Below are 23276 nucleotides of genomic sequence, written 5' to 3' on the forward strand. Positions count from 1 at the left end.
ACCCTGAGGCCACCCTGAGAAACGGCGGGCGCAGAGGTGGGGGAGTCCCCCGTGGCCGCGGCGGCCCGTACGTGTGACGATCGGAGTCGTACCGAGGGAGGACCTGATCACCGCCACCGCTCCGCACCCGCCGCCGCGCCGCCTGTACCGGCCGCGCGACCACCGCATCGTGTCGGGGGTCGCGTCCGGGCTGGCGCGCCACCTCGGCGTGCCCGTGCTCGCGGTGCGCGTCGCGTTCGTGGTCCTGCTCGGCTTCAACGGCCTGGGCCTGATGCTGTACGCCGCGTTCTGGGCGGTGCTGCCGCAGGAACACCCCACCGGTGAGCCGCGAGCCCGCCGGGACTGGGCGGCGCTGCTGCCGTTCGCCGCCATCGGGGCCGGGGTGGTGCTGCTGGAGAGCCTCGTCTTCAAGGACCGTGTCGACGGCACGGCGGGCTGGCTGGTGGCGGTCATCGCGGTGGGCGCGGGCGTGATCTGGCACCAGTCCGACCCGTCCCGGCGCGGGCACTGGGCGGACGACCCCGCCCGCCCACCGTGGATGGCGGCGGTGGTGGCGGAGAGCGAACGGCGTTCCTTCCTGTTCCGCTTCATCGGCGGCGGGGTGCTGGTCGCGGTCGGCATCATCGGCGTCGTCGCGGTGTACGCCCCCGCGGGCAGCAACTTCAGCTCGGTCATCAACGGCGTGCTGTTCGCCCTGGTCGGCCTGGTCGGCGTGGGTGTGGTCGTGGCGCCGCTGGTGTGGCGTACGTTCGGCCAGCTGCGCTCGGAGCGCGAGGGCCGGATCCGCGAGCAGGAGCGCGCCGAGCTGGCCGCGATGATCCACGACCAGGTGTTGCACACCCTCGCGCTGATCCAGCGCAACTCCACGGACATCAAGGAGGTCCAGCGGCTGGCCCGGGGGCAGGAACGCAGCCTGCGCAGCTGGCTGTACAAGCCCACCGCGTCGCCGACGGAGAAGTTCGGTGCGGCGCTGGAGCAGGCCGCCGCCGAGGTGGAGGACACCTACGCGATCACCGTCGAGGCGGTCGTGGTGGGCGACACGGACTGCGACGAGCGGGTCGCCGCGCTGGTGGCCGCGACCCGGGAGGCGATGGTCAACGCGGCCCGTCACGCCGGGGTGCAGACCGTCTCGGTGTACGCCGAGGTCGAGGCGGACGAGCTGAGCGTGTTCGTGCGCGACCGCGGGGCGGGTTTCGACCTGGACGAGGTGGAAGAGAGCCGGCACGGGGTGCGCGGTTCCATCATCGGGCGGATGAAGCGGCACGGCGGGCGCGCGGAGATCCGCAGCGCCCCGGGAGAGGGTACGGAGGTCCGCCTCACTCTGCCCGCCACGCGGGAGGGCGTGACCGCGTCGAAGGAGGCAGCGAAATGACGGAAGCGGACGAGGCCCCGGCGCGGCGGCTGACGGTGTTCCTGGTCGACGACCACGCGATGTTCCGCGCGGGGGTGCGCGCGGAGCTTGGCGCACACGTCGACGTGGTCGGGGAGGCCAGCACGGTCGCCGAGGCGGTGTCGCGGATCGCGGCGACGCTGCCGGACGTGGTGCTGCTGGACGTGCACATGCCCGAGGGCGGTGGCCGGGCGGTGCTGGAGGCGATGCGCCGCACCCATCCGCAGGTGCGTTTCCTGGCGTTGAGCGTCTCGGACGCGGCCGAGGACGTGATCGGCCTGATCCGGGCCGGTGCCCGCGGGTACGTCACGAAGACGATCTCCCCGGACGAGCTGGCCGCGGCGATCCGCCGGGTGGCCGACGGGGACGCGGTGTTCAGCCCCCGCCTGGCCGGTTTCGTGCTGGACGCGTTCGCGTCCCGGCCGGATGTCCCGATCGCGGATCCCGAGCTGGACCAGCTGACCAACCGGGAGCGGGAGGTGCTGCGCCTGCTGGCCCGCGGGTACGCGTACAAGGAGATCGCCAAGGAGCTGTACATCTCCATCAAGACCGTGGAAACCCACGTCTCGAACGTGCTGCGCAAGCTGCAGATGTCGAACCGCTACGAGCTGTCCCGGTGGGCAGCGGACCGTCGCCTGGTCTGAACTGCGGTTATTCGCGGAAAGTCGGACTCTGCCGCTGGCGGCCGAAAGTCGGTAATGTCTCGTGCCACCGCAGTATCGGCTTGGTAACGGTCTGCGCCGGTGACGATGGCCTGTGCCACACTCACCTGCTGATTCAGCGCCCCCCACGTGCGCGTTTTCGGAGAAGGAGGCACCGCCCATGCCTGCTAGAAGCCTGTGGAAGGTGGCGGCCTGCGGGGCCGCTGTCGTCTTGGCGGCCGCCGGCTGTAGCAGTGACGGGACCGAGGACACCGAGACGCTGCCCAACAGCGTCGTCATCGGCATCGCGGAGCCACAGCACCTGATCCCGACGAACACCACCGAGACGAACGGCTTGCAGGTCCTCTCCTCGCTGTTCTATCCGCTGGTGACGTTCGACGCGAAGAACGAGCCGGTCGAGGTCGCGGCCGAGAGCATCACGTCCCCGGACAACAAGGCCTGGACGGTGAAGATCAAGCCCGACTTCACGTTCAGCAACGGCGAACCGGTCACCGCGGACAACTACCTCGACGCCTGGAACTACGGGGCATACGGCCCGAACGGCCAGGGCGCCTCGTACTTCTTCGAGCGCATCGAGGGGTACGCCGACCTGCAGGCGAAGGACCCGGACGGCGACGGCCCGGAAAAGGCCCCCGCGCCCAAGTCCAAGACGCTGCGCGGGCTGAAGAAGGTCGACAACCACACCTTCACCATCACGCTGTCGGCGCCGTTCGCGGGCTGGAAGTCCGTCATGGGCTACACCGCCTTCTACCCGCTGCCGAAGGCGGCGTTCTCCGCGCCGGGCGTGATCAAGGAAGGCTTCGAGGACGCGATCATCGGCAACGGCCCGTTCAAGCTGAAGGGCAAGTGGGAGCACGACTCGCAGATCCAGGTCGAGAAGGTCGCGGACTTCAAGGGCGCGGTGCCGAAGGTCGACGCGATCACCTGGAAGGTCTACCAGGACCCGCAGGCCGAGTACGCGGACCTGGTGACCGGCAACCTCGACGTGCAGACCCAGATCCCGATCGAGAGTCTCGGCAAGGCGTCCAGCGACCTGGGCGACCGCTTCCAGAAGAGCCCCAACTCGGCGTTCGCTTTCGTGGGCTTCCCGACCTTCCAGAAGGAATTCGCCAAGCCTGAGGTGCGTCGCGCGCTGTCGATGGCGATCAACCGTCAGGAGATGACGGACCAGATCTTCCAGGGTTCGCAGACCCCGGCCACGTCGTTCGTGTCGCCCGTGGTCGCCGGCTTCCGGCCGAACGCCTGCGGCCCGAACTGCGAGTACAACCCGGTCAAGGCCAAGCAGCAGTACGTCGCGGCCGGTGGCCCGTCGTCGATCGAGATCACGTACAACGCCGACGGCGGTCACAAGGCGTGGGTCGACGCGATGTGCAACCAGATCAAGTCGTCGCTCGGGGTGAACTGCACCGGTAGCGCCGAGCCGAAGTTCGCGGACATGCTCACCAAGGTGGAGAAGAAGCAGCCCGTGGGCCTGATCCGGCTTGGCTGGATCATGGACTACCCGCTGATGGAGAACTATCTCGGCCCGCTGTACACGACGACCGGCTCGTCGAACTACTACGGCTACAGCAATCCGGCGTTCGACAGCCTGGTCGCGGAGGGCTCCGCGGCCAAGACGAACGCCGAGGCGATCAAGAAGTGGCAGCAGGCCGAGGACATCCTCGTCCAGGACATGCCGGTCATCCCGCTGCGGTTCGGGCAGAACGTGTTCGGCTTCTCTGAGAAGGTCGACAACGTGACCGTGGACCTGTTCCAGAAGGTCGACATCTACAAGATCGAGGTGGCCGCCTTCTGACGCCGCTGGTGACGCCCCGGGCCGTGTCACCCGGGGCGGCCACCGTCTTGCTCCACCCGTAGGTTCGCCACGCTCACGAGGCGCGGGGGGCCTCCTGCCCGCCAAAAGAGGCTTGACCGACATGTTTCGCTACCTTGTGCGGCGCCTGCTGCAGATGGTGCTCACCTTCTTCGGCGCCACGTTCATCGTGTACGCGCTGACGTTCGCCAACGCGGACGACCCGATCCAGGCGCTGGTCGGGGAACGGCCCGTCTCGGAGAACGTCCGGCGTGCGCTGACCGAGCGCTATCACCTCGACGACCCGTTCCTCGTGCAGTACTGGTACTACGTCAAAGGGCTGCTGACCGGCGACCTCGGCCGGTCGCTGACCGGCCGCAAGATCAGCGACATGATGGCCCAGGCGTGGCCGGTGACCATCAAACTGGCCCTGATCGCGATCGTCATCTCGGCGACCGTCGCGCTCGTCGCGGGGGTGGTCTCCGGCATCCGGCGCGGCAGCATCTTCGACAACGTCACCCTGGTGCTCACGCTGGTCGTGCTGGCGCTGCCGATCGTCGTGCTGGCCCCGCTGGCCCAGCTGGTCTTCGGCATCCAGCTCGGCTGGTTCCCGCCCACGGCCGGGCGCGACCCCAGCCTCTACGCCCTGCTGCTGCCCGCGTTCGTGCTGGGCAGCCTCGTGGTGGCCACCCAGCTGCGGGTGACCCGGGCCTCCGTGGCGGAGAACCTGCGCGCCGACTACGTGCGTACCGCGCGGGCCAAGGGTCTGGCGCGGCGGCGGGTCATCGGCGTGCACGTGCTGCGCAACTCGCTCATCCCGGTGATCACCCTGATCGGGGTGGACATCGGTGCGCTGATGTCGGGGGCGATCGTCACCGAGGGCGTGTTCAACATTCCCGGGGTCGGTTTCAACCTGCTGCGCGGTATCCGCACCGAGGACGGCCCGCTGGTGGTCGGCTTCGTCAGCGTTCTGGTGATCGTCTTCCTGGTCGTGAACCTGATCGTCGACCTGCTGTACGCGGCCCTGGACCCGAGGATCCGGTATGAGTGATCTCGAAGCAGTCACCACCACCGAGGCGCCCGCCACGGGCGTACGCCGGCATGTGGCGGACCGCTCCCGCAGCCTGGCCGCGGACGCCTGGCACGATCTGCGCCGCAACAAGATCTTCTGGGTCGCCGCGGTGCTCGTCACGTTCGTCCTGATCATGGCGGCGTTCCCGTCGTTGTTCACCTCGGCGGACCCGCGGGCATGCAGCCTCGGCCAGCAGTACCACGGCGCCAGCGCCGAGGCCCCGTTCGGGTACGACTTCCAGGGCTGCAACGTGTACGCCCGCACGGTCTACGGGGCCCGCACCTCGATCGTGATCGGCGTGCTGGCCACCCTCATCGCGGGCGTGATCGCGCTGACCTTCGGCCTCACCGCGGGCTACTTCGGCCGCTGGGTCGACGCGGTGCTGTCCCGGTTCATCGACATCGTGCTCGGCATCCCGTTCCTGCTGGCCGCGATCGTGCTGGCCAAGCGGCTGTCCGCCGGTACACACAGCACCGGCATCCTGGCCGTCACGCTGACCCTGGGCATTCTGGGCTGGACCACGGCCGCCCGGATCATGCGCTCGTCCGTGATCGCGGCCCGCAACCAGGACTATGTCGCCGCCGCCCGGATGCTCGGCGCGGGTCCGATGCGGCTGATGATGCGCCACATCCTGCCGAACTCGATCGCGTCGTTCATCGTCGTGCTGACGATCCTGCTCGGCGTCAACATCGCCAGCGAGGCGACGCTGTCGTACCTCGGTATCGGGCTCAAGGGGGACGCGATCAGCTGGGGCATCGCGATCAACGAAGCCGGCCCGAACGTGCGGACCGCGGCCGGGCCGCTGATCTGGCCGTCGCTGTTCCTGGCCCTGACGGTGCTGGCCTTCATCATGCTGGGCGACGCCATCCGCGACGCCTTCGACCCGAAGCTGCGGTGACCCCGATGACGGACATCATGGCGCACCTGGACGCCCTGCCCGGTACCGACCCGCGCGCCCCGCTGCTCGAGGTCACCGACCTGCACGTGGAGTTCCGCACCCGCGATGGCGTGGCGCGCGCCGTGAACGGCGCCGGCCTGCGGCTGGCCCCGGGCGAAACCGTGGCCCTGCTCGGCGAATCCGGCTGCGGCAAGTCCGTGACCGCCCAGGCGATCATGGGGATTCTGGACACGCCGCCGGGCTACATCACCCGCGGGGAGATCCGCTACCGCGGCGTCGACCTGTTGAGTCTGCCCGAGTTCCAGCGCAGCACGGTGCGCGCCAACCGGATCGCGATGATCTTCCAGGACGCGCTGTCCGCCTTGAACCCGGTGTACTCGGTGGGGTTCCAGCTGGCCGAGCTGTTCCGGGTGCACCGGGGCATGTCGCGCGCCGACGCCAAGCGACGCGCGATCGACCTGCTGGACCGGGTCCGCATCCCGGCCGCAGCCACCCGGATCAACGACTACCCCCACCAGTTCTCCGGCGGCATGCGGCAACGCGTCATGATCGCGATGGCGCTGGCCCTGGACCCGGACGTGCTCATCGCGGACGAGCCCACCACCGCCCTCGACGTCACCGTGCAGGCGCAGATCATGGGCCTGCTGGCCGAGCTGCAGCGCGAACGCAACATGGGACTGCTGCTCATCACACACGACATGGGTGTGGTCGCGGACGTCGCGGACCGGATCTGCGTCATGTACGCGGGGAAGGTCGTCGAGGAGGCGCCGGTCTTCGACATCTACGACCGGCCAGGGCACCCGTACACGAAGGCCCTGCTCGAATCGATCCCGCGCCTGGACATGAAGGGGCGGCAGCTCAACGTCATCCAGGGGCTGCCGCCGACGCTGACCGACATCCCGCCCGGCTGCGCGTTCAACCCGCGTTGCTCCTACGCCCGCGACGTCTGCCGCTACGAACCGCCGCCCGCGCACACGATCGCCCCGCGGCGCCACGTCCGTTGCCATTTCTGGGGGGAGGTCGTCGGGCGATGAGTGACGTCGTGTTGGAAACCCGTGGCCTGGTCAAGCACTTCCCGATCACCCGGGGCATCGTGTTCCGTTCCGCCGTCGGCGCGGTCCGCGCGGTCGACGGGGTCGACCTGCGGCTGCACCGTGGCGAGACGCTCGGGGTGGTCGGCGAGTCCGGCTGCGGCAAGTCCACCCTCGCCAGGCTGCTCGTCGGGCTGGAGAAGCCCACCGCGGGCTCCGTGATGGTGCGCGGGCAGGACATGGTGCGGCTCTCCGGGGGCGCGCTGCGGAAGGCCCGGCGCAACATCCAGATGGTGATGCAGGACCCGTACACGTCGCTGAACCCGCGGATGACCGTCGGCGACATCGTCGGGGAGCCGTTCGCGATCCACCCTGACGTGGCGCCGAAGGGCAGCCGTACCCGTCGGGTGCAGGAACTGCTCGACACGGTCGGGCTGAACCCGGACCACGTGAACCGCTACCCGCACCAGTTCTCCGGCGGCCAGCGCCAGCGCATCGGCATCGCCCGGGCCCTCGCGCTGCGGCCGGAGATCATCGTTTGCGACGAGCCGGTGTCGGCGCTGGACGTGTCGATCCAGGCGCAGGTCATCAACCTCCTGGAGAGCCTGCAGAACGAGTTCGGGCTCTCGTACATCTTCATCGCCCACGACCTGTCCGTGGTGCGGCACATCAGCGACCGGGTCGCGGTCATGTACCTGGGCAAGATCGTGGAGGAGGGCGGCGACGCCCAGATCTACGAGCGGGCGACCCACCCGTACACGCAGGCGCTGCTGTCCGCCGTGCCCGTGCCGGACCCGCGGCTGCGCGGCCGCCGCGAGCACATCGTGCTGGAGGGCGATGTGCCCTCGCCCGCGAACCCGCCGTCGGGGTGCCGGTTCCGCACCCGGTGCTGGAAGGCCCAGCCCGGGTGCGCGGAGCACGAGCCGTTGCTGCAGGTCCGGGAGCGTTCGGCCCACCCGAGCGCCTGCCACTTCGCCGACCCGCGCCCGCTGCTGCCCCGCTGACCCGGGCGCCGCGATGCGGGCCTCGTGCTGCCCCGCTGACCCGGGCGCCGCGATGCGGGCCTCGTGCTGCCCCGGTCAGAGGGGGCCGCGGCCGGCGCGCAGCAGCAGCAGGGCGACCTGGGTGCCGTCCGCGCCCAGCGCCTCGCGGAAGCGTTCGACGATCTCCCGCTCGCGGGAGAGCACCAGCCGGGTGCCGCCGGAGGCCATCCGGGTGCGCCCGACCTCCTGGGACAGCCGGGCCCGCTCCAGCCACAGGTCGATCAGGGCCTGGTCGATCTCGTCGATGCGCTCACGGATCGTACGGATCTCGGTCGCGGCCTCGGTCGCGGCGGCGCCGGTCGTGGTGTCCAGCGTGTCGGCGGTCATGTCCTGCTCCTCGGGTGCGTGCGCCCCGGTCTGCCTGGCCCGGGCAGCATCAAGCCCCGGGCTGGGAAGCCCGGGGCTCGATGTAGGTCTGTCGTTCAGACGCGTCCTACGGCGGCCGGACTTCCGGTGCCATAGGAGAAAAATCGCGCCTGCTGGGTCACGCAGCCGAGTATGCCCTGGCTCCGGGCCGCTCCGCAAGGAAACGGCCCGGAGGGTGGGAATCAGGAGGTGGTGGTGATCCGGTCGACCGGGCCCGGTGCGACCGGCGCGTTGGCACCCAGGTACGCCACCAGCGCGTCGACGTCGAAGCCGGGGGCGGTGGCGCGGTCCGTGCCCGCCGTGAAGCCGGTGAACCCGTCACCGCCGTTGGCGAGGAAGTCGTTCGAGGTGACCCGGTAACCGGCCGCCGGGTCGATCGCCACGCCGTCGAGCTTGAGGTCCTGAACCTTGCTGCCCGGCGCCGCGGACGCGCTCCAGGTGTACGTGAACCCCTTGGACACCTGGAGGATCTTCTGGGTGGTCTGCCCGCCGAATCCGACGAACTGCTGCTCCAGCACGTTCTTGAGCTGCGCCCCGGTCAGCGTCTGGGTCACCACGAGGTTGTTGAACGGCTGGACCGTGAATGCCTCGCCGTACGTGATCTGGCCGTTCTGCTCGCCGCCCGAGCTGGCCTCGGCGTCGAAGTCGGCGCGGATGCCGCCCGGGTTCATCAGCGCGAGCTGCGCCCCCTGGCTCCGCGTGTACGCGAGCTGGGCGTCACCGATGACGTCGCCGAGCGGGCTCTCCCCGGCCGGGGTGGCGGTGCGCACGATGTCGCCCGTGATCGAGCCCACGACGCGGTTGGCGATCGGGGCTACCGCGGTGCGGTACTTGTCCGCGACCTTCTTGGCCGCCGGGTCCACCGTGTCGGGGTTCTTCAGGAAGACGCCCTTGGCGTCCTTGAGCCAGCCGCCGTTGCCGTCCGGCACGCCGTTCTCGACGACGACGTTGTGCGCGCTGACCTCGGCGAAGCGGCCGGTGCGCCGGTCCAGCGTGTAGTCGATGTCCGTGATCAGCTGACCGTTGCTGCCGGCGCTGGTGACCACGGAGGTCCCGGCCCGGTTCGGCAGGGTGCACGAGTAGAACCTGTGCGTGTGGCCGGAGACGACCAGGCTGAACTCGGGGTTGAGCCCGGCCACGATCGGCGCGATGGCCCCGGAGAAGTTGGTGCAGTCCGACACCCCGGCGGTGGTGCCCGCGGGCGGGTTCTGCTGGCCGCCCTCGTGCACGAGCAGCACCTGCGCCTTGACGCCGAACAGCTTCAGCAGGTTGCCCCACTTGTTGGCGGTCTCGACCTCGTCGGCGAAGCGGACGTCCTTGATGCCCGCCGGGTTGACGATGCCGGCCGTGCCCTCCAGGGTCAGGCCGACGAAGCCGACCGGCACGCCGCCGACGAAGCGGATGTCGATCGGCGGCAGGATCGGCAGGCCGGTCTTCTTGTTGATCGTGTTGGCGGCCAGGTACGTGAAGTCCGCCCCGCCGAAGCCGTCGCCGTCCTGGCAGCCGTCGACCGGGTGGCACCCGCCGCGCTGCAGCCGCAGCAGCTCGGACACGCCCTCGTCGAACTCGTGGTTGCCGACCGAGCTGACCTGCAGCCCGATCTCGTTCATCAGCTCGATCGTCGGCTCGTCGTGGAACGCGGCGCTGACCAGCGGGGTGCCGCCGACCAGGTCACCCGCGCCGACCGTCATGGTCTTGCGACCCTCGTCGGCGGCCTCGGCGCGCAGCTTCTTCAGCCAGGTGGCCAGGTACTCGACGCCGCCCGCGGGGACGCCGTTCACGGCCGCGCCGCTGCCACCCGGCGGGTCGATCGCGCCGTGGAAGTCGTTGTAGCTGAGGAACTGGCCGTTGACGGTCCGGCCCAGGGGCAGCCCGTGCGAAACGCTTGCGGGGGCGAGCCCGGGCAGTTGCGCCGCAGCGAGCACATCAGGGTGCGGGTTCGGGTCCGCCGCGGCGGCGGCGGTGCTCTGCGTCAGGGGCAGGGTGGCCGCGACTGTCAGAGCGAGGGCGGACGCCGCGAGGTGACGCAACGCAAACCTGCCGCGGAGGCGTGGGTGGTTCATGTTATTTGGTCTCCCGATAGGGGGTACGGTTCCAGACGATCGTCGACAGCCTCGTGCATCGACGCTGGTCACCGCTACCTCTGCCGGGTGACAACTCGATTTCGAGCGTCTGGTCCGGGCGGCGGGGGGCCCGCGTGGCGGCGAACCTGTCGGTGCCGCGACATAGACTTGCTCCCGCGATGCTAGCCCTTCCTGAGAACACGCCGCCCTTGTTCGCCACGCCCGCTGTGCAGGATCCCCCAGCGCGCCGTTCCCCGGCGCCGCGGATCTCCCCCGAGGCGCTGCTGACCGGCCTGAACGGCCCGCAGCGCGACGCGGTGACACATGCCGGATCGCCGCTGCTGATCGTGGCGGGCGCCGGGTCCGGCAAGACCCGTGTGCTCACCCACCGGATCGCGTACCTGCTGGCCGAGCGGGATGTGCACCCCGGCCAGATCATCGCGATCACGTTCACCAACAAGGCCGCCGGTGAGATGAAGGAGCGGGTGGCCGCGCTGGTCGGCCCGCGCGCCCGGCTCATGTGGGTGTCGACGTTCCACTCCGCGTGCGTGCGCATCCTGCGCGCCGAGCACGAGCACGCCGGGCTCAAGAGCACCTTCTCCATCTACGACGCGGACGACTCCCGGCGCCTCATGCAGCTGGTGTCGCGCGAGCTGGACCTGGACCCGAAGCGCTACCCGGCCCGCGGCCTGGCCGCCCAGGTGTCGAATCTGAAGAACGAGCTGGTCGAGCCGGACGACTTCGCGGCCCGCGCCAAGGGCCCGGCCGAGCGCGCCCTCGCCGAGGCGTACACGCTGTATCAGCGCCGCCTGAAGGAGGCGCACGCGCTGGACTTCGACGACATCATCATGACCACCGTGCACCTGCTCCAGTCCCACCCGCACGTCGCGGAGGCGTACCGGCGGCGGTTCCGGCACGTGCTGGTCGACGAATACCAGGACACCAACCACGCGCAGTACATGCTGGTCAAGGAGCTGGTCGGCCCGGCCGAGGGTGAGCTGGCGCCGGGCGAGCTGTGCGTGGTCGGCGACGCGGACCAGTCGATCTACGCGTTCCGCGGGGCGACCATCCGCAACATCCTGGAGTTCGAGCGCGACTACCCGAACGCCCGCACGATCCTGCTGGAGCAGAACTACCGCTCCACCCAGACGATCCTGTCCGCCGCCAACGCGGTGATCGACCGCAACACGTCCCGCAAGCCCAAGCGGCTCTGGAGCGACCAGGGCGCGGGCGAGCAGATCGTCGGGTACGTGGCGGACACCGAGCACGCCGAGGCCGACTGGGTGGCCCGGGAGATCGACCGGCTCTGCGACCACGATCAGGTACGCCCCGGCGACGTCGCGGTGTTCTACCGCACCAACGCCCAGTCCCGGGTGTTCGAGGAGGTGTTCATCCGCGTCGGGCTGCCGTACAAGGTGGTCGGCGGGGTGCGCTTCTACGAGCGCAAGGAGGTCCGCGACGCGCTGGCGTACCTGCGTGCCGTGGTCAACGACGACGACACCGTGAGTATCCGGCGGGTCCTCAACACCCCGCGCCGCGGCATCGGCGACCGGGCGGAGGCGTGCGTGGAGGCACTGTCCACCCGCGACCGGATCTCGTTCGGCCAGAGCCTGCGCAAGGCCAAGGACGCACCGGGCATCTCCACCCGCGCGGCGAACTCCATCGCGGAGTTCGTGGCGCTCCTCGACGACGTGCGCGAACTGGCCCGCACGGCCCCGCCCGAGGAGGTCCTCGAGGCGGTGCTGCAGCGCTCCGGCCTGCTGTCCGAGCTGGAGGAGAGCCTGGACCCGCAGGACGCCGGCCGGGTGGAGAACCTACAGGAGCTGGTCAGCGTGGCCCGGGAGTACACCGAGCGGGTGGAGGCCCAGGCCACCGACCCGGATTCGCCCGGCGCCAGCCTGGAGGGCTTCCTGGAGCAGGTGGCCCTGGTGGCCGACGCCGACCAGGTGCCCACGGACGACCCGGAGCATCAGGGCGTGGTCACCCTGATGACGCTGCACACGGCGAAGGGCCTGGAGTTCCCGGTGGTGTTCCTGACCGGGCTGGAGGACGGGGTCTTCCCGCACATGCGGGCGCTGGGCGACAACACCGAACTGGAGGAGGAGCGGCGGCTGGCGTACGTGGGGATTACCCGTGCCCGGCAGCGCCTCTACCTGTCCCGCGCGGTGACCCGCTCGGCCTGGGGCCAGCCGCAGTACAACCCGCCGTCGCGGTTCACCGACGAGTTGCCGACCGAGCTGGTCCGCTGGGAGCGCACCGGCGGGTCGTACACGTCGTGGTCCGGTACGGGTGGCGGGGTCGGCGGGCGCGGCGGCGGTGACCGCGGCCGGGGCGGTGGCTTCGCCGGGGGCACCCCGAAGGCGCGGGAGCTGGCGGGCCGCCTCGGCATCGACGCCAGCCGCCTGGCCACCGCCAGCGACCTTCCGCAGGCGCCCAAGGTGGCCGCGGGCGACCGGGTCAACCACCAGCGCTACGGCCTGGGCCGGGTGGTCACGGTCGAGGGCCACGGGCCGGGTGCGCGGGCGCAGATCGACTTCGGTGACCAGGTGATGTGGCTGGTGCTGCGGCACGCCCCGCTGGAGAAGCTCTAGAAGCGGGTCAGTCCTTCGGCGGTCCGGCGGGCTCCCCGCAGCCGCCGATGTCGACGCCGTGCTGGTGCATCCACGCGGTGGGCTCGATCGCGTTCTTGTAGTGCCCCTTGTGCACCTCGAAATGCAGGTGCGGCCCGGTGGAGTGGCCGGTGGAGCCCTCGTTGCCGATCTGCTCACCGGCCTGGACCCGCTGGCCCACCTTCGCCGTGATCTTGGACATGTGACCGTAGTGGGTGAGATAGCCGTTGCCGTGGTCGATGAGCACGGCGTTGCCGTATCCCTCGGCGGGCCCGGCGGCCACGACCACGCCCGCCCCGGCGGCCCGGATCGGGGTGCCGTCCGGCGCGGCCAGGTCGACGCCCTCGTGCATGCGGCCCCAGCGCTCCCCGAAGCATGACGTGGTGGCGGCCCCGGGCAACGGGTTGACCCAAGCCACCACGGGCACCGGCTTGGCCTTGCGGCGCGGCGCCTGCCAGGACAGGCCACCGCCGGACCCGGACTGGGCCCCGGACCCGGCAGCGGGCGGCTGCCCGGTGCCCGGCAGGACCGTGACCGACGCGCCGGGTAGCCCGGCGGCCGACGCGCCGGCCGGACCCGTGGTGGGCATTCCCGCGGCGGCTCCGGCGGGCAGTCCGGTGGCCGACGGGGTGCCGGTGGGGGTCGGGGCGGCAGCGGTGGGACCGGTCTGGGCGGCCGAGTGCAGATCCGCTTTGGCGGCGGCGGTCGCGGGCCCGGATGAACTCGCGGTGGCGGCGGCGACTCCCGCGACGCCGACCCCGGCGACGAGCGCGGCGGCGGTCACCACCGCGTACCGGTTGCGCTCGCCGACGACCAAGGGCACCAGCGGGGTACGGGGGGCGCGATGGCTCTGGAGCACGTCGGTACGTCGGTGCCGGCCGCCCACCCGGTGCTTCGCTCGATGCTGCACGGTGGGAAGCCCTCCCTGGATCCGGTTCCGTGGCCGTCAATTGCCTGTCGGCGACGCACGGCGGACCATGAGGAGAGGGCAAATGTGACGTCGCTTACCTCCCGGGTTGCACCCGGACTGCGACGGGAATGAGTGGGGCTCAGGACGCTTCGGATGCCATCCCGGCGTAGATCGATTCGACCTGGAGCTTGATGTCGACGCCCCGGTCCCGGAGGAAGGTGATCGGGTCGGTCGGGTTGCCGTGCACGTGGATCTCGAGGTGCAGGTGGGTCCCGTACGAGTAGCCGGTGTTGCCGACCTCGCCGATGACCTGACCGGCCTTGACGACGTCGCCGGTCTTGACCAGCACGCGACGGGAGTGCCCGTAGATCGTCTCCGTGCCGTCCTGGTCCTGGATCGTGATCGAGTAGCCGTACGCGCCGTTGTAGCCGGCGGCGGTCACCGTGCCGGCGTGCACCGCCTTGTACGGCACCCCTTCGGGCGCGGCCAGGTCGATGCCGGCGTGCAGCTTGCCGAAGCGGATCCCGTACGGCGAGGTGAAGGTGTATTCGTCGAGGGGCAGCAGCCAGACGTCCTCGGCCTTCACCTCATTGGCCTTGGCAGCCGCCGCCTTGTCGGCGCCGCGCTGCTGGCTCCGGGAGGCGCGGCCGGGGTCGGCGGCGCGGTCGGCGATCTGGCTGGAGGCGGCTGAGGCGTTCTCGAGGTTGTGCAGGACGGCCGGGCTGACAGCCTTGGCGTCCGGCAGGTTGCCCCCGGCGGTGAGGGCAACGACGCCGGCTCCGACGAACGCGGAAGCGGCGACGTAGGCGTAGCGGCTGCGTGGAGGGGTGGGAACGCGGCGTCGGCCGCGGTAGCGATCGGGCTCAGACGACAAGCGCTGGCGCACGAACAGACCCTCCGTCGTTGACAACAAGGCGGCCGCCATCAGGCGAGTAACACCAGGTAAACGGTGGCTGGCCGAGCCGTCGGACCGGGGTTAACCGGTTGACAGCCGTGGGCCACGGTAACGAAACGCAACGCGCGTCACAAGTCGCAGCGCCAATTCCCTGACACTTTCCGGGACGTATTAGGAAGCTAATGTCCGACTTCGTGACCTTTTCTGATCGACCTCGTTGCTAGCGCTGTGTAACGGCCTCCAGAGCAGATAGTCATGTGATCCGGAATACGCTTTCGGGTGCTTGCTCCGCGCGGAAGAGTGCACCGCACGCCGACCAGTGGTACGGAGCGGAAGCTTCCCGGGTTCAACGGCGGGGGGTTACCGTTCGTTCAGGAAGCAGGTCGACGAAGGGGTCGCAGATGCAAGAACGGATCAGGGTCGTCGTCGCGAAGCCGGGCCTGGACGGGCACGACCGCGGGGCCAAGGTGGTCGCCCGCGCGCTGCGCGACGCCGGTATGGAGGTCGTCTACACCGGGCTGCATCAGACGCCCGAGCAGATCGTCGAGACCGCCGTCCAGGAGGACGCCGACGCGATCGGGCTGTCCGTGCTCTCCGGCGCCCACATGACGTTGTTCCGCCGCGTACTGGAACTGCTTACGGAGCGCGACGCCAGCGACATCGTGGTATTCGGCGGCGGCATCATTCCGGCCGACGACATTGTCGAATTGGAGCAGCTCGGGGTGTCGAAGATATTCACCCCGGGTGCGACGACCGCATCCATCATCGAATGGGTACGCGCCAATGTGGCAACCCCGGTCGGGTGAGCTGACCCGGGCCGTACCGGCATCATCAAGGGCCATATCAGCCAAGGCCGGGCGAAGGGGAAGGGCCGGACGCACCCCTCACACGTCCGGCCCTTCCATGCACGACGCCCCGCCGCCACCCCTCGACCGACAGGGCATCGGCCGCTTGCTCGCCGGTGCTTCTCAGCGCTCCGACATCACACTCAACGACGCCTTTCACGCGGGGTTACGCGCGCTGTTACCACTTTTTCGCAATGTCGCCGCGCGGGCGCCCGGTCTGTGCGGTCGGGCACACCGAACCCCCGCCCAGGCAGGGGCGCCGGGCCGGTCGCTAGTCTGCGGGTGAGGCATCCCTGCAGCGCAGGAGCCGAGACTCTCTCACGCTTGCGGCGCCGCATCGGCGCGCCGCGGACACAGGTCGGGACGCAAAGGTGCGGCTTGCCGTCAGCAACGCGTCGCGAGCGAAAGGGGACACGTGGACCTGTTCGAGTATCAGGGGCGCGACCTGTTCGAACGGCACGGGCTGCCCGTGCTGGGCGGCGGCGTCGCCGAGACCCCGCAGGAGGCCCGCGCCATCGCGGAGCGCCTCGGCCGGGTCGTCGTCAAGGCACAGGTGAAGGTGGGCGGCCGCGGCAAGGCCGGCGGCGTCAAGCTCGCGGCCGACGCGGACGAGGCGCAGGCCCGCGCCACCGACATCCTCGGCATGGACATCAAGGGCCACACCGTGCACAAGGTGATGCTGGCCGAGACCGCGGACATCGCGGACGAGTACTACTTCTCGTACCTGCTGGACCGCGCGAACCGCACCTTCCTGTGCATCGCCAGCGTGGCCGGCGGCATGGAGATCGAGCAGGTTGCCGAGGAGCAGCCGGAGAAGGTCGCGAAGATCGCGATCGACGCCAACAAGGGCGTGGACGCGGCCAAGGCCCGCGAGATCGTCACGGCCGCACAGTTCCCGGCCGAGGTGGCCGACCAGGTCGCCGACATCGCGGTGAAGCTCTGGCAGACGTTCGTCGCCGAGGACGCCACCCTGGTCGAGGTCAACCCGCTGGCCAAGACCGGCAGCGGCAAGGTGCTCTGCCTGGACGCCAAGATCACCCTGGACGAGAACGCCGGCTTCCGGCACCCCGACCACGAGGCGCTGGTCGACCAGTCCGCGGTGGACCCGCTGGAGCAGGCCGCCAAGGCCAAGGACCTCAACTACGTCAAGCTCGACGGCGAGGTCGGCATCATCGGCAACGGCGCGGGCCTGGTCATGTCGACGCTCGACGTGGTCGCGTACGCGGGGGAACGGCACGGCGGGGTCAAGCCGGCCAACTTCCTCGACATCGGCGGCGGCGCCAGCGCGGCGGTCATGGCCAACGGCCTGGAGATCGTGCTGTCCGACCCGTCGGTGAAGTCGGTCTTCGTCAACGTCTTCGGCGGCATCACCGCCTGCGACGAGGTCGCCAACGGCATCGTGCAGGCCCTGGCCCTGCTGGAGCAGCGCGGCGAGACGGTCACCAAGCCGCTGGTCGTACGCCTCGACGGCAACAACGCCGAGGCAGGCCGTGCCATCCTCGACGGCGCGAACAACCCGCTGGTGCAGCGGGTGGACACGATGGACGGTGCGGCTGAGCGTGCCGCTGAGCTCGCGGCTGCGGGAGTGTGACGACATGGCGATCTGGCTCACCAAGGACTCCAAGGTCATCGTCCAGGGCATGACCGGCTCGGAGGGTTCCAAGCACACCCGCCGGATGCTGGCCGCGGGCACCAACGTGGTCGGCGGCGTGAACCCCCGCAAGGCCGGCACGACGGTCGACTTCGACGGCACCAGCCTTCCGGTCTTCGCGAACGTCGCCGAGGCCATGAAGGAGACCGGTGCCGACGTCACGGTCATCTTCGTGCCGCCGCAGTTCACCAAGGCCGCCGTGGTCGAGGCGATCGACGCCGAGATCCCGCTGGCCGTCGTGATCACCGAGGGCGTGCCGGTGCAGGACTCGGCCGCGTTCTGGGCGCACAACGTGGCGCAGGGGCAGAAGACCCGCATCATCGGCCCGAACTGCCCCGGCATCGCCTCGCCGGGGGCCTCCAACGCGGGCATCATCCCCGCGGACATCACGCCCGCCGGACGCATCGGCCTGGTCAGCAAGAGCGGCACGCTGACCTACCAGCTCATGTACGAGCTGCGCGACATCGGCTTCTCGTCCTGTGTGGGCATCGGCGGTGACCCGATCATCGGCACCACCCACATCGACGCCCTCAAGGCGTTCCAGGACGACCCGGACACCGATGCGATCGTCATGATCGGTGAAATCGGCGGCGACGCCGAGGAGCGGGCCGCCGACTTCATCAAGGCGCACGTCACGAAGCCGGTCGTCGGCTACATCGCGGGCTTCACCGCGCCGCCCGGCAAGACCATGGGCCACGCGGGCGCGATCATTTCCGGCTCCGCCGGGACCGCCGACGCCAAGAAGGAGGCCCTGGAGGCCGCCGGTGTCAAGGTCGGCAAGACCCCGAGCGAGACCGCGCGGCTGATGCGCGAGGTCATGAGCTGATCCCGGTGACGCCCTGTGCCGGCCGGGCCCGCCCTCGCTGCACTCGGTCAAGCCTGTTGACGCGCCGCCGCTCGGATGCCCCGCATCCGAGCGGCGGCGCGCCGCGTTTCGGGCGTTCGTACATGGAAAACCCTCGCGGTGGTCGATCGGGGCGGGAAAAACATCGCCGCATGCCATTCCGCGTGGAAAAGTAGGCGACGATGCCGACCACACCCGACCCTGCCGACGGTCGACGTGCCGGCTCGGAGGACCGGTTGGCGGCCGCCGAGGCGGCCCACCTCGCCGCCCGCGACACCGTGCCCCTCGACATCCGTACGCCGGCCCCGCGCCGCGACGGCTCCGCCGGTGTCGAATTCGACCTGCTGGTCGACGTCAGCTCCGCCGCTGCCACCCGGGACACGGTGCGCCTGGATCCGGCCACTCGCGACACCGTGCCCCTGAGGCCACACGGCGGCGCGGCAGGCGACGCCACCCGATCAAAGGGCTCCGGCTCTGACGGCGCCGGCTCTGACGGCGCCGGCTCTGACGGCGCCGGCTCTGACGGCGCGGAGGCTGATCGTCCCGGAGGCGCACGCCCCGACACTGCGGGACCGGACGATCTCGAGGGCGGCGATCTCGAGGGGGGCGATCTCGAGGGCGGCGATCTCGCACGGCGCGACACCGTCCGGGTCGATGCCGCCATGCTGGCCCGGCGCGACACCGTCCGGCTGCCCGCGCCGCCGCGCCGCCCCCGGGCGCCGCTGCCGGTCGCGGCCGGGTTCGCGACACTGTGGGCGGCACTGCTGACCTATCTGCCGGTCGCCGCGGTCATCGGGCTCGCCCGCACCTTCGAGGGAGCCGGCGGGCTGGCCGGGGCGGCCCACGCCGGTCTCGCCGGCTGGCTGCTGGGCCACGGCGTTCCGCTGGGCACCCCGATCGGTCCGCTGGCCCTCACGCCGATGCTGCTCACGGCGTTCGTGATCTGGCGGCTGAGCCGGGCCGGCCTGCACGTCACCCGGGCCGTCGGCACCCGCCGCACCGGCTCGACGCGGGCCGCCCTGATGGCCGCGGGCGCGGTCGGGGCGGCGTACGCCCTGCTCGGTGCGGCGGCAGCCGCCGTCGTCGACGGCCGGGGTACCGCGGTCTCCGTGGGCCGCGCCGCCCTCACGTTCCTGCTGATCGGCACGTTCGGGGCCCTGCTCGGCGCGTTGCGCGGCACCGACGCGGTCGTCCCGCTGGCCCGGCGCGTGCCCGTGGTGCTGCGGCACGGGGTGCGTACCGGGGCGGTGGCCGCTCTGCTGGTGCTGGCCGCGGGTGCGGGGTTCGCGGGGCTGTCCGTCGCGGTCGGCGGCGGGCAGGCGGCGGACACCATCGCGGCGTACCGGACCGGGGTGGTGGGGCAGGCCGGGATCACCCTGGTCAGCCTCGCGTACGGGGTGAACGCGGCGGTGTGGGTGGCCGCGTACCTGTTGGGACCGGGCTTCCTGCTGGGCACGGACTCGGCGGTCCGGCTCACCGAGGTGACCGTCGGGCCGCTGCCCACCCTGCCGTTGCTGGCCGGGTTGCCGGACGGGCCGATGGGGGCGGCCGGGGCGGCGCTGCTGGCCGTGCCCGTCCTGGCCGGCATGATCGCGGGCGCGCTGCTGACCCGGCGCCTGGCGCGCGGCCGGGTGACCGCGCCGGGGCGGGGTGAGCTGCCCCCGCCCACCGCGCCGGGCTGGCCCCTGGTGATCGGGTCGGCGCTGGTCGCGGGGCCCGTCGCGGGTCTGCTGCTGGGTGTCCTCAGCGAGCTGTCCGGCGGATCGCTCGGCGGCGGGCGGTTGGCGCAGATCGGTCCGGTGTCGTGGCAGGTGGGGCTCGTCGCCGCCGGGGTGGTTGCGGTGTCCGCCACGCTCGGCGCGTCCGCCGCCCGCGCGTGGCGGTCCACGACCGACGGCCGGTGAGCGGGGCCGGGCAGCGACGCTGCGCACGACTGGTGGGAGTGCTCTGACCTGGCGCCCCGACGTCGTGGCCGGACGACGGATGGATCAGAGGTCGTTGAAGGTGCTGAAGTCCCAGGTGCCCCGGGCGACGAGCAGGATCAGGAAGAGCAGGCTGATGGCGAGCGCGACGGCGCCGCAGATCAGACCGGCAAGGGCCTGGCCCCGGTTGGTGGCGACGCCCGCCTTGACCTTGTTCAGCCCGAGAATGCTCACGACCATCGCCGCGATCGCGACGGGAACCCCGAGGAGCTGGCAGCACAGCTGCAGGGGAATCGAACAGATGCCGAGGATCATTCCGACCAGACCCAGGGTGTTCTCCGGCCCGGTCGGGCCGCCCATCGGCCCGCCCGGTGGGTAGTGCGGCGGCGGGTACGAGCCCGGGTACGGGTCCGGCGGTGGCGGGTAGGACCCGGGCGGCACCGGCGGCTGCTGTTGGTACGGGTCCTGACCTGGCTGCATGTCGTGCCTTCCGAGCTGGAATGGGCCCCGCGGGCAGCGTACCGGCCGGCACCGGCGTCCAAGGCCGGACTCCGCGCGGACCGCAGCGGGACCCGGAGGCGGCGTTGGCGCAGCCCGCAGACGCGGCGACGGAACACCGGAGGCGGCGTGGCCGGGCCGGAAACGACACAGGGCGCCCCGGCCTGCCGGGACGCCCTGTGCGGATGCTCCTTAGGAGCGGCCACCCATCAGGTTGCCCAGCGTGCCGGTGGCCGCCAGGATGATGTTGATGACCAGGCCGATCGCGAGGATGCCGAAGGTGACGTAGGCGAGGGTCGGCTGCTTACCGACCTTCTTGGCCTCCATCATGCAGAGCACGGCGAAGACGACGCCGAGCGGCCAGCAGCAGAAGGCGAAGACGATGCCGAGGACGCCCCAGAGGGTCGTCTTGTCGTTGGCCGGCTGGGCCGGCGGGCCGTAGTAGGGCGGCGGCGTGGTCACGAGTCAGATCCTCCAGAAGTTATTCCGCACGTCATCCGTGACGGTTTTCGCATCGTTCAGCGGATCGGCAGCCTAGCCGATCATCGGCGTGAGTGGTGTCCCCATGCCGACCCGTGGGCGAGCGTTTCCAGCAGCGGCGATAGGGTGCTCGGGTGAAAGACCCCGCGCCCGCCCGCCTGGTCGTCCTCGTCTCCGGCTCCGGCAGTAACTTGCAGGCCCTGCTCGACGCGGCCGCCGACCCCGCGTACGGTGCGCGGGTTGTCGCGGTCGGCGCGGACCGGGACGGCATCGCCGGGCTCGACCGTGCCGCGGCGGCCGGTGTGCCGACGTTCGTCGACCCGGTGAAGGCGTACCCGTCGCGCGAGGATTGGGATGCGGCGGTGACCGCGCACGTCGCCGAGCACAAGCCGGATCTGGTCATCTCGGCGGGCTTCCTCAAGCTGGTCGGCCCGGCGTTCCTGGCCGCCTTCGGCGACCGGTACATCAACACCCACAACGCGCTGCTGCCCGGGTTTCCCGGCATCCACGGCCCGCGCGACGCCCTCGCCTACGGGGTGAAGATCGCGGGGGCGACCCTGTTCTTCGTCGACGCCGGTGTCGACACCGGACCCATCATCGCCCAGGTCAGCGTGCCCGTGCTCGACGACGACACGGAGGAGACGCTGACCGAGCGGATCAAGGAAGCGGAGCGCCGTCAGCTCGTCGAGCAGGTCGGCCGGCTGGTCCGCGAGGGCTGGACCATCACGGGAAGAAAGGTCACCATCCCATGACCGACGAGGGTCGCCGTCCGATCCGGCGGGCACTGCTGAGCGTGTACGACAAGACCGGCCTGATCGAGCTCGCACAGGCCCTGCACGCCGCCGGGGTACAGATCGTCTCCACCGGCAGCACCGCGGCCACCGTGGCGGACGCCGGGGTGCCGGTGACCCGGGTGGAGGACCTCACGGGTTTCCCCGAATGCCTGGACGGCCGGGTCAAGACGCTGCACCCGCGGGTGCACGCCGGTCTGCTGGCCGACCTGCGGCTGCCCGCCCACGCCGAGCAGCTCGCCGACCTCGGGGTGGAGCCGTTCGACCTGCTGGTGTCGAACCTGTACCCGTTCACCGCGACCGTGGCGTCGGGCGCCAGCGAGGACGAGTGCGTCGAGCAGATCGACATCGGCGGGCCCGCCATGGTGCGCGCGGCCGCCAAGAACCACGCCTCGGTGGCGGTGGCGACCTCGACGGCGGCGTACCCGCTGATCCTGGCCGCCCTCACGGACGGCGGCTTCACCCTCGCCCAGCGCAAGCTGCTGGCGGCCCGCGCCTTCGCGGACATCGCCGAGTACGACGTGGCCGTCGCCGACTGGTGCGCCACGACCCTGTCTCCGGCCGAGTGGCCCGAGTTCGCGGGCCTGGCCCTGCGCCGCGACACCGCCCTGCGCTACGGCGAGAACCCGCACCAGCAGGCCGCCCTGTACGTGGACCCGGCCGCTCCGGCGGGCCTGGCCCAGGCGGAGCAGTTGCACGGCAAGGAGATGTCGTACAACAACTACGTGGACGCCGACGCCGCGTGGCGTTCCGCGAACGACTTCGCCGAGCCGTGCGTGGCGATCATCAAGCATGCGAACCCGTGCGGCACCGCGGTCGGCGCGGATGTCGCCGAGGCGCACCGCAAGGCCCACGCCTGCGACCCGACGTCCGCGTTCGGCGGTGTCATCGCGGTCAACCGTGAGGTCACGGTGGAGCTCGCCCGGCAGGTCGCGGAGATCTTCACCGAGGTCATCGTGGCGCCGTCGTTCGCCCCGGAGGCGGTCGAGGTGCTGCGGGAGAAGAAGAACCTGCGGGTGCTGGTGGCCCCGCCGTGGGCGCCCCAGCCCGCGGAGATCCGCCAGGTCGGCGGCGGGATCCTGGTGCAGACCGCGGACCGGATCGATGCGCCCGGCGACGACCCGGCCGGGTGGACCCTGGCCACCGGGGCGCCGGCCGGCCCGGACGTGCTGCGGGATCTGGTGTTCGCGTGGCGGGCGGTCCGTTCGGTGAAGAGCAACGCGATCCTGCTGGCCCGCGACGGCGCGACCGTGGGGGTCGGCATGGGTCAGGTCAACCGGGTGGACGCCGCGCATCTCGCGGTGTCGCGGGCGGGCGCCGAGCGGGCCCGGGGCAGCGTGGCCGCCTCGGACGCGTTCTTCCCGTTCCCGGACGGCCTGGAGGTGCTCATCGCGGCGGGCATCACGGCGGTGGTGCAGCCGGGCGGCTCGGTCCGGGACAACCTGGTCATCGAGGTGGCGCAGAAGGCCGGGCTGACGGTCTACCTCACCGGCACCCGGCACTTCTTCCACTGA

20 protein-coding genes are annotated in these 23276 nt (G+C 71.0%); 14 read left to right on the top strand and 6 right to left on the bottom strand.

Annotated features, from left to right (window positions below; all coding sequences use genetic code 11):
- Positions 1-79: 79 nt before the first annotated feature.
- The 7 genes from ACMCNO_RS06060 (at position 80) to ACMCNO_RS06090 (ending at position 7849) form a co-directional block, all read left to right on the top strand.
- Complete coding sequence (locus ACMCNO_RS06060) at positions 80-1372, top strand: PspC domain-containing protein (RefSeq protein ID WP_412753634.1); 1293 nt, start codon at positions 80-82, stop codon at positions 1370-1372.
- On the top strand, positions 1369-2034 hold the full coding sequence (locus tag ACMCNO_RS06065; protein WP_412748414.1) for a response regulator: 666 nt from the start codon (positions 1369-1371) through the stop codon (positions 2032-2034). Before ACMCNO_RS06060 ends, ACMCNO_RS06065 begins: the two co-directional genes overlap by 4 nt.
- A 178-nt stretch (positions 2035-2212) precedes the next feature.
- Complete coding sequence (locus ACMCNO_RS06070; protein ID WP_412748415.1) at positions 2213-3847, top strand: peptide ABC transporter substrate-binding protein; 1635 nt, start codon at positions 2213-2215, stop codon at positions 3845-3847.
- 121 nt (positions 3848-3968) lie between these two features.
- Positions 3969-4895, top strand: coding sequence for an ABC transporter permease (locus ACMCNO_RS06075; RefSeq protein WP_412748416.1), 927 nt, complete (start codon positions 3969-3971; stop codon positions 4893-4895).
- Positions 4888-5814: an ABC transporter permease gene (locus ACMCNO_RS06080; RefSeq protein ID WP_412748417.1), complete on the top strand. Its 927-nt coding sequence runs from the start codon at positions 4888-4890 to the stop codon at positions 5812-5814. Before ACMCNO_RS06075 ends, ACMCNO_RS06080 begins: the two co-directional genes overlap by 8 nt.
- Before the next feature lie 5 nt (positions 5815-5819).
- Entirely contained in the window at positions 5820-6848 is a 1029-nt protein-coding gene (locus ACMCNO_RS06085; protein WP_412748418.1) for an ABC transporter ATP-binding protein, read from the top strand.
- Positions 6845-7849, top strand: a complete 1005-nt coding sequence (locus ACMCNO_RS06090) for an ABC transporter ATP-binding protein (RefSeq protein WP_412748419.1) — start codon at positions 6845-6847, stop codon at positions 7847-7849. The genes ACMCNO_RS06085 and ACMCNO_RS06090 overlap by 4 nt, the downstream gene beginning before the upstream one ends.
- Before the next feature lie 75 nt (positions 7850-7924).
- Here the strand turns inward: ACMCNO_RS06090 and ACMCNO_RS06095 are convergent, their stop codons facing one another.
- Both ACMCNO_RS06095 and ACMCNO_RS06100 read right to left on the bottom strand, forming a co-directional pair.
- A complete protein-coding gene (locus tag ACMCNO_RS06095) occupies positions 7925-8215 on the bottom strand; it encodes a chorismate mutase (protein ID WP_412743106.1) in 291 nt (96 codons plus the stop codon).
- A gap of 221 nt (positions 8216-8436) precedes the next feature.
- On the bottom strand, positions 8437-10317 hold the full coding sequence (locus ACMCNO_RS06100; protein WP_412748420.1) for a bifunctional metallophosphatase/5'-nucleotidase: 1881 nt from the start codon (positions 10315-10317) through the stop codon (positions 8437-8439).
- A gap of 179 nt (positions 10318-10496) precedes the next feature.
- On the opposite strand from ACMCNO_RS06100, the gene pcrA reads away from it, so the two are divergent.
- Positions 10497-12908 carry a DNA helicase PcrA gene (pcrA, locus tag ACMCNO_RS06105; RefSeq protein ID WP_412748421.1) on the top strand — a complete coding sequence of 804 codons (2412 nt, stop codon included), beginning with the start codon at positions 10497-10499 and terminating at the stop codon, positions 12906-12908.
- Between the two features lie 7 nt (positions 12909-12915).
- On the opposite strand, the gene ACMCNO_RS06110 is transcribed toward pcrA, so the two are convergent.
- Positions 12916-13836 carry a M23 family metallopeptidase gene (locus tag ACMCNO_RS06110; RefSeq protein WP_412748422.1) on the bottom strand — a complete coding sequence of 307 codons (921 nt, stop codon included), beginning with the start codon at positions 13834-13836 and terminating at the stop codon, positions 12916-12918.
- Positions 13837-13975: 139 nt separating this feature from the next.
- On the bottom strand, positions 13976-14722 hold the full coding sequence (locus ACMCNO_RS06115) for a M23 family metallopeptidase (protein ID WP_412748423.1): 747 nt from the start codon (positions 14720-14722) through the stop codon (positions 13976-13978).
- A 410-nt stretch (positions 14723-15132) separates the two neighbouring features.
- Between ACMCNO_RS06115 and ACMCNO_RS06120 the strand changes: the two genes are divergently transcribed.
- From ACMCNO_RS06120 to ACMCNO_RS06135, 4 genes are all read left to right on the top strand, one after another.
- Positions 15133-15537, top strand: a complete 405-nt coding sequence (locus ACMCNO_RS06120; protein WP_412748424.1) for a cobalamin B12-binding domain-containing protein — start codon at positions 15133-15135, stop codon at positions 15535-15537.
- Between the two features lie 454 nt (positions 15538-15991).
- The gene (sucC, locus tag ACMCNO_RS06125; protein ID WP_412748425.1) at positions 15992-17167 is read left to right on the top strand and encodes an ADP-forming succinate--CoA ligase subunit beta; all 1176 of its coding nucleotides are present in this window, start codon (positions 15992-15994) and stop codon (positions 17165-17167) included.
- A gap of 4 nt (positions 17168-17171) precedes the next feature.
- Positions 17172-18053: a succinate--CoA ligase subunit alpha gene (gene sucD / locus ACMCNO_RS06130; RefSeq protein ID WP_412748426.1), complete on the top strand. Its 882-nt coding sequence runs from the start codon at positions 17172-17174 to the stop codon at positions 18051-18053.
- Between the two features lie 200 nt (positions 18054-18253).
- Positions 18254-19975 (top strand): DUF6350 family protein, encoded by a 1722-nt coding sequence (locus tag ACMCNO_RS06135; RefSeq protein ID WP_412748427.1) that lies wholly within the window; start codon positions 18254-18256, stop codon positions 19973-19975.
- An 84-nt stretch (positions 19976-20059) separates the two neighbouring features.
- Here the strand turns inward: ACMCNO_RS06135 and ACMCNO_RS06140 are convergent, their stop codons facing one another.
- On the bottom strand, positions 20060-20473 hold the full coding sequence (locus ACMCNO_RS06140; protein WP_412748428.1) for a DUF4190 domain-containing protein: 414 nt from the start codon (positions 20471-20473) through the stop codon (positions 20060-20062).
- A 210-nt stretch (positions 20474-20683) separates the two neighbouring features.
- Positions 20684-20953, bottom strand: coding sequence for a DUF4190 domain-containing protein (locus tag ACMCNO_RS06145; RefSeq protein WP_412748429.1), 270 nt, complete (start codon positions 20951-20953; stop codon positions 20684-20686).
- A 152-nt stretch (positions 20954-21105) separates the two neighbouring features.
- On the opposite strand from ACMCNO_RS06145, the gene purN reads away from it, so the two are divergent.
- Entirely contained in the window at positions 21106-21723 is a 618-nt protein-coding gene (gene purN / locus ACMCNO_RS06150) for a phosphoribosylglycinamide formyltransferase (protein ID WP_412748430.1), read from the top strand.
- The gene (gene purH / locus ACMCNO_RS06155) at positions 21720-23276 is read left to right on the top strand and encodes a bifunctional phosphoribosylaminoimidazolecarboxamide formyltransferase/IMP cyclohydrolase (RefSeq protein ID WP_412748431.1); all 1557 of its coding nucleotides are present in this window, start codon (positions 21720-21722) and stop codon (positions 23274-23276) included. The genes purN and purH overlap by 4 nt, the downstream gene beginning before the upstream one ends.

This window comes from Krasilnikovia sp. M28-CT-15 (assembly GCF_047159595.1).
Classification (GTDB): Bacteria; Actinomycetota; Actinomycetes; order Mycobacteriales; family Micromonosporaceae; genus Actinoplanes.

Bases quoted from the DNA above. Each gene is read 5' to 3' on its own strand.
- ACMCNO_RS06065 (WP_412748414.1), top strand. From the start codon at position 1,369: ATGACGGAAGCGGACGAGGCCCCGGCGCGGCGGCTGACGGTGTTCCTG.
- ACMCNO_RS06070 (WP_412748415.1), top strand. From the start codon at position 2,213: ATGCCTGCTAGAAGCCTGTGGAAGGTGGCGGCCTGCGGGGCCGCTGTC.
- ACMCNO_RS06075 (WP_412748416.1), top strand. From the start codon at position 3,969: ATGTTTCGCTACCTTGTGCGGCGCCTGCTGCAGATGGTGCTCACCTTC.
- ACMCNO_RS06080 (WP_412748417.1), top strand. From the start codon at position 4,888: ATGAGTGATCTCGAAGCAGTCACCACCACCGAGGCGCCCGCCACGGGC.
- ACMCNO_RS06085 (WP_412748418.1), top strand. From the start codon at position 5,820: ATGACGGACATCATGGCGCACCTGGACGCCCTGCCCGGTACCGACCCG.
- ACMCNO_RS06090 (WP_412748419.1), top strand. From the start codon at position 6,845: ATGAGTGACGTCGTGTTGGAAACCCGTGGCCTGGTCAAGCACTTCCCG.
- ACMCNO_RS06095 (WP_412743106.1), bottom strand. From the start codon at position 8,215: ATGACCGCCGACACGCTGGACACCACGACCGGCGCCGCCGCGACCGAG.
- ACMCNO_RS06100 (WP_412748420.1), bottom strand. From the start codon at position 10,317: ATGAACCACCCACGCCTCCGCGGCAGGTTTGCGTTGCGTCACCTCGCG.
- pcrA (WP_412748421.1), top strand. From the start codon at position 10,497: ATGCTAGCCCTTCCTGAGAACACGCCGCCCTTGTTCGCCACGCCCGCT.
- ACMCNO_RS06120 (WP_412748424.1), top strand. From the start codon at position 15,133: ATGCAAGAACGGATCAGGGTCGTCGTCGCGAAGCCGGGCCTGGACGGG.
- sucD (WP_412748426.1), top strand. From the start codon at position 17,172: ATGGCGATCTGGCTCACCAAGGACTCCAAGGTCATCGTCCAGGGCATG.
- ACMCNO_RS06135 (WP_412748427.1), top strand. From the start codon at position 18,254: ATGCCGACCACACCCGACCCTGCCGACGGTCGACGTGCCGGCTCGGAG.
- ACMCNO_RS06140 (WP_412748428.1), bottom strand. From the start codon at position 20,473: ATGCAGCCAGGTCAGGACCCGTACCAACAGCAGCCGCCGGTGCCGCCC.
- purH (WP_412748431.1), top strand. From the start codon at position 21,720: ATGACCGACGAGGGTCGCCGTCCGATCCGGCGGGCACTGCTGAGCGTG.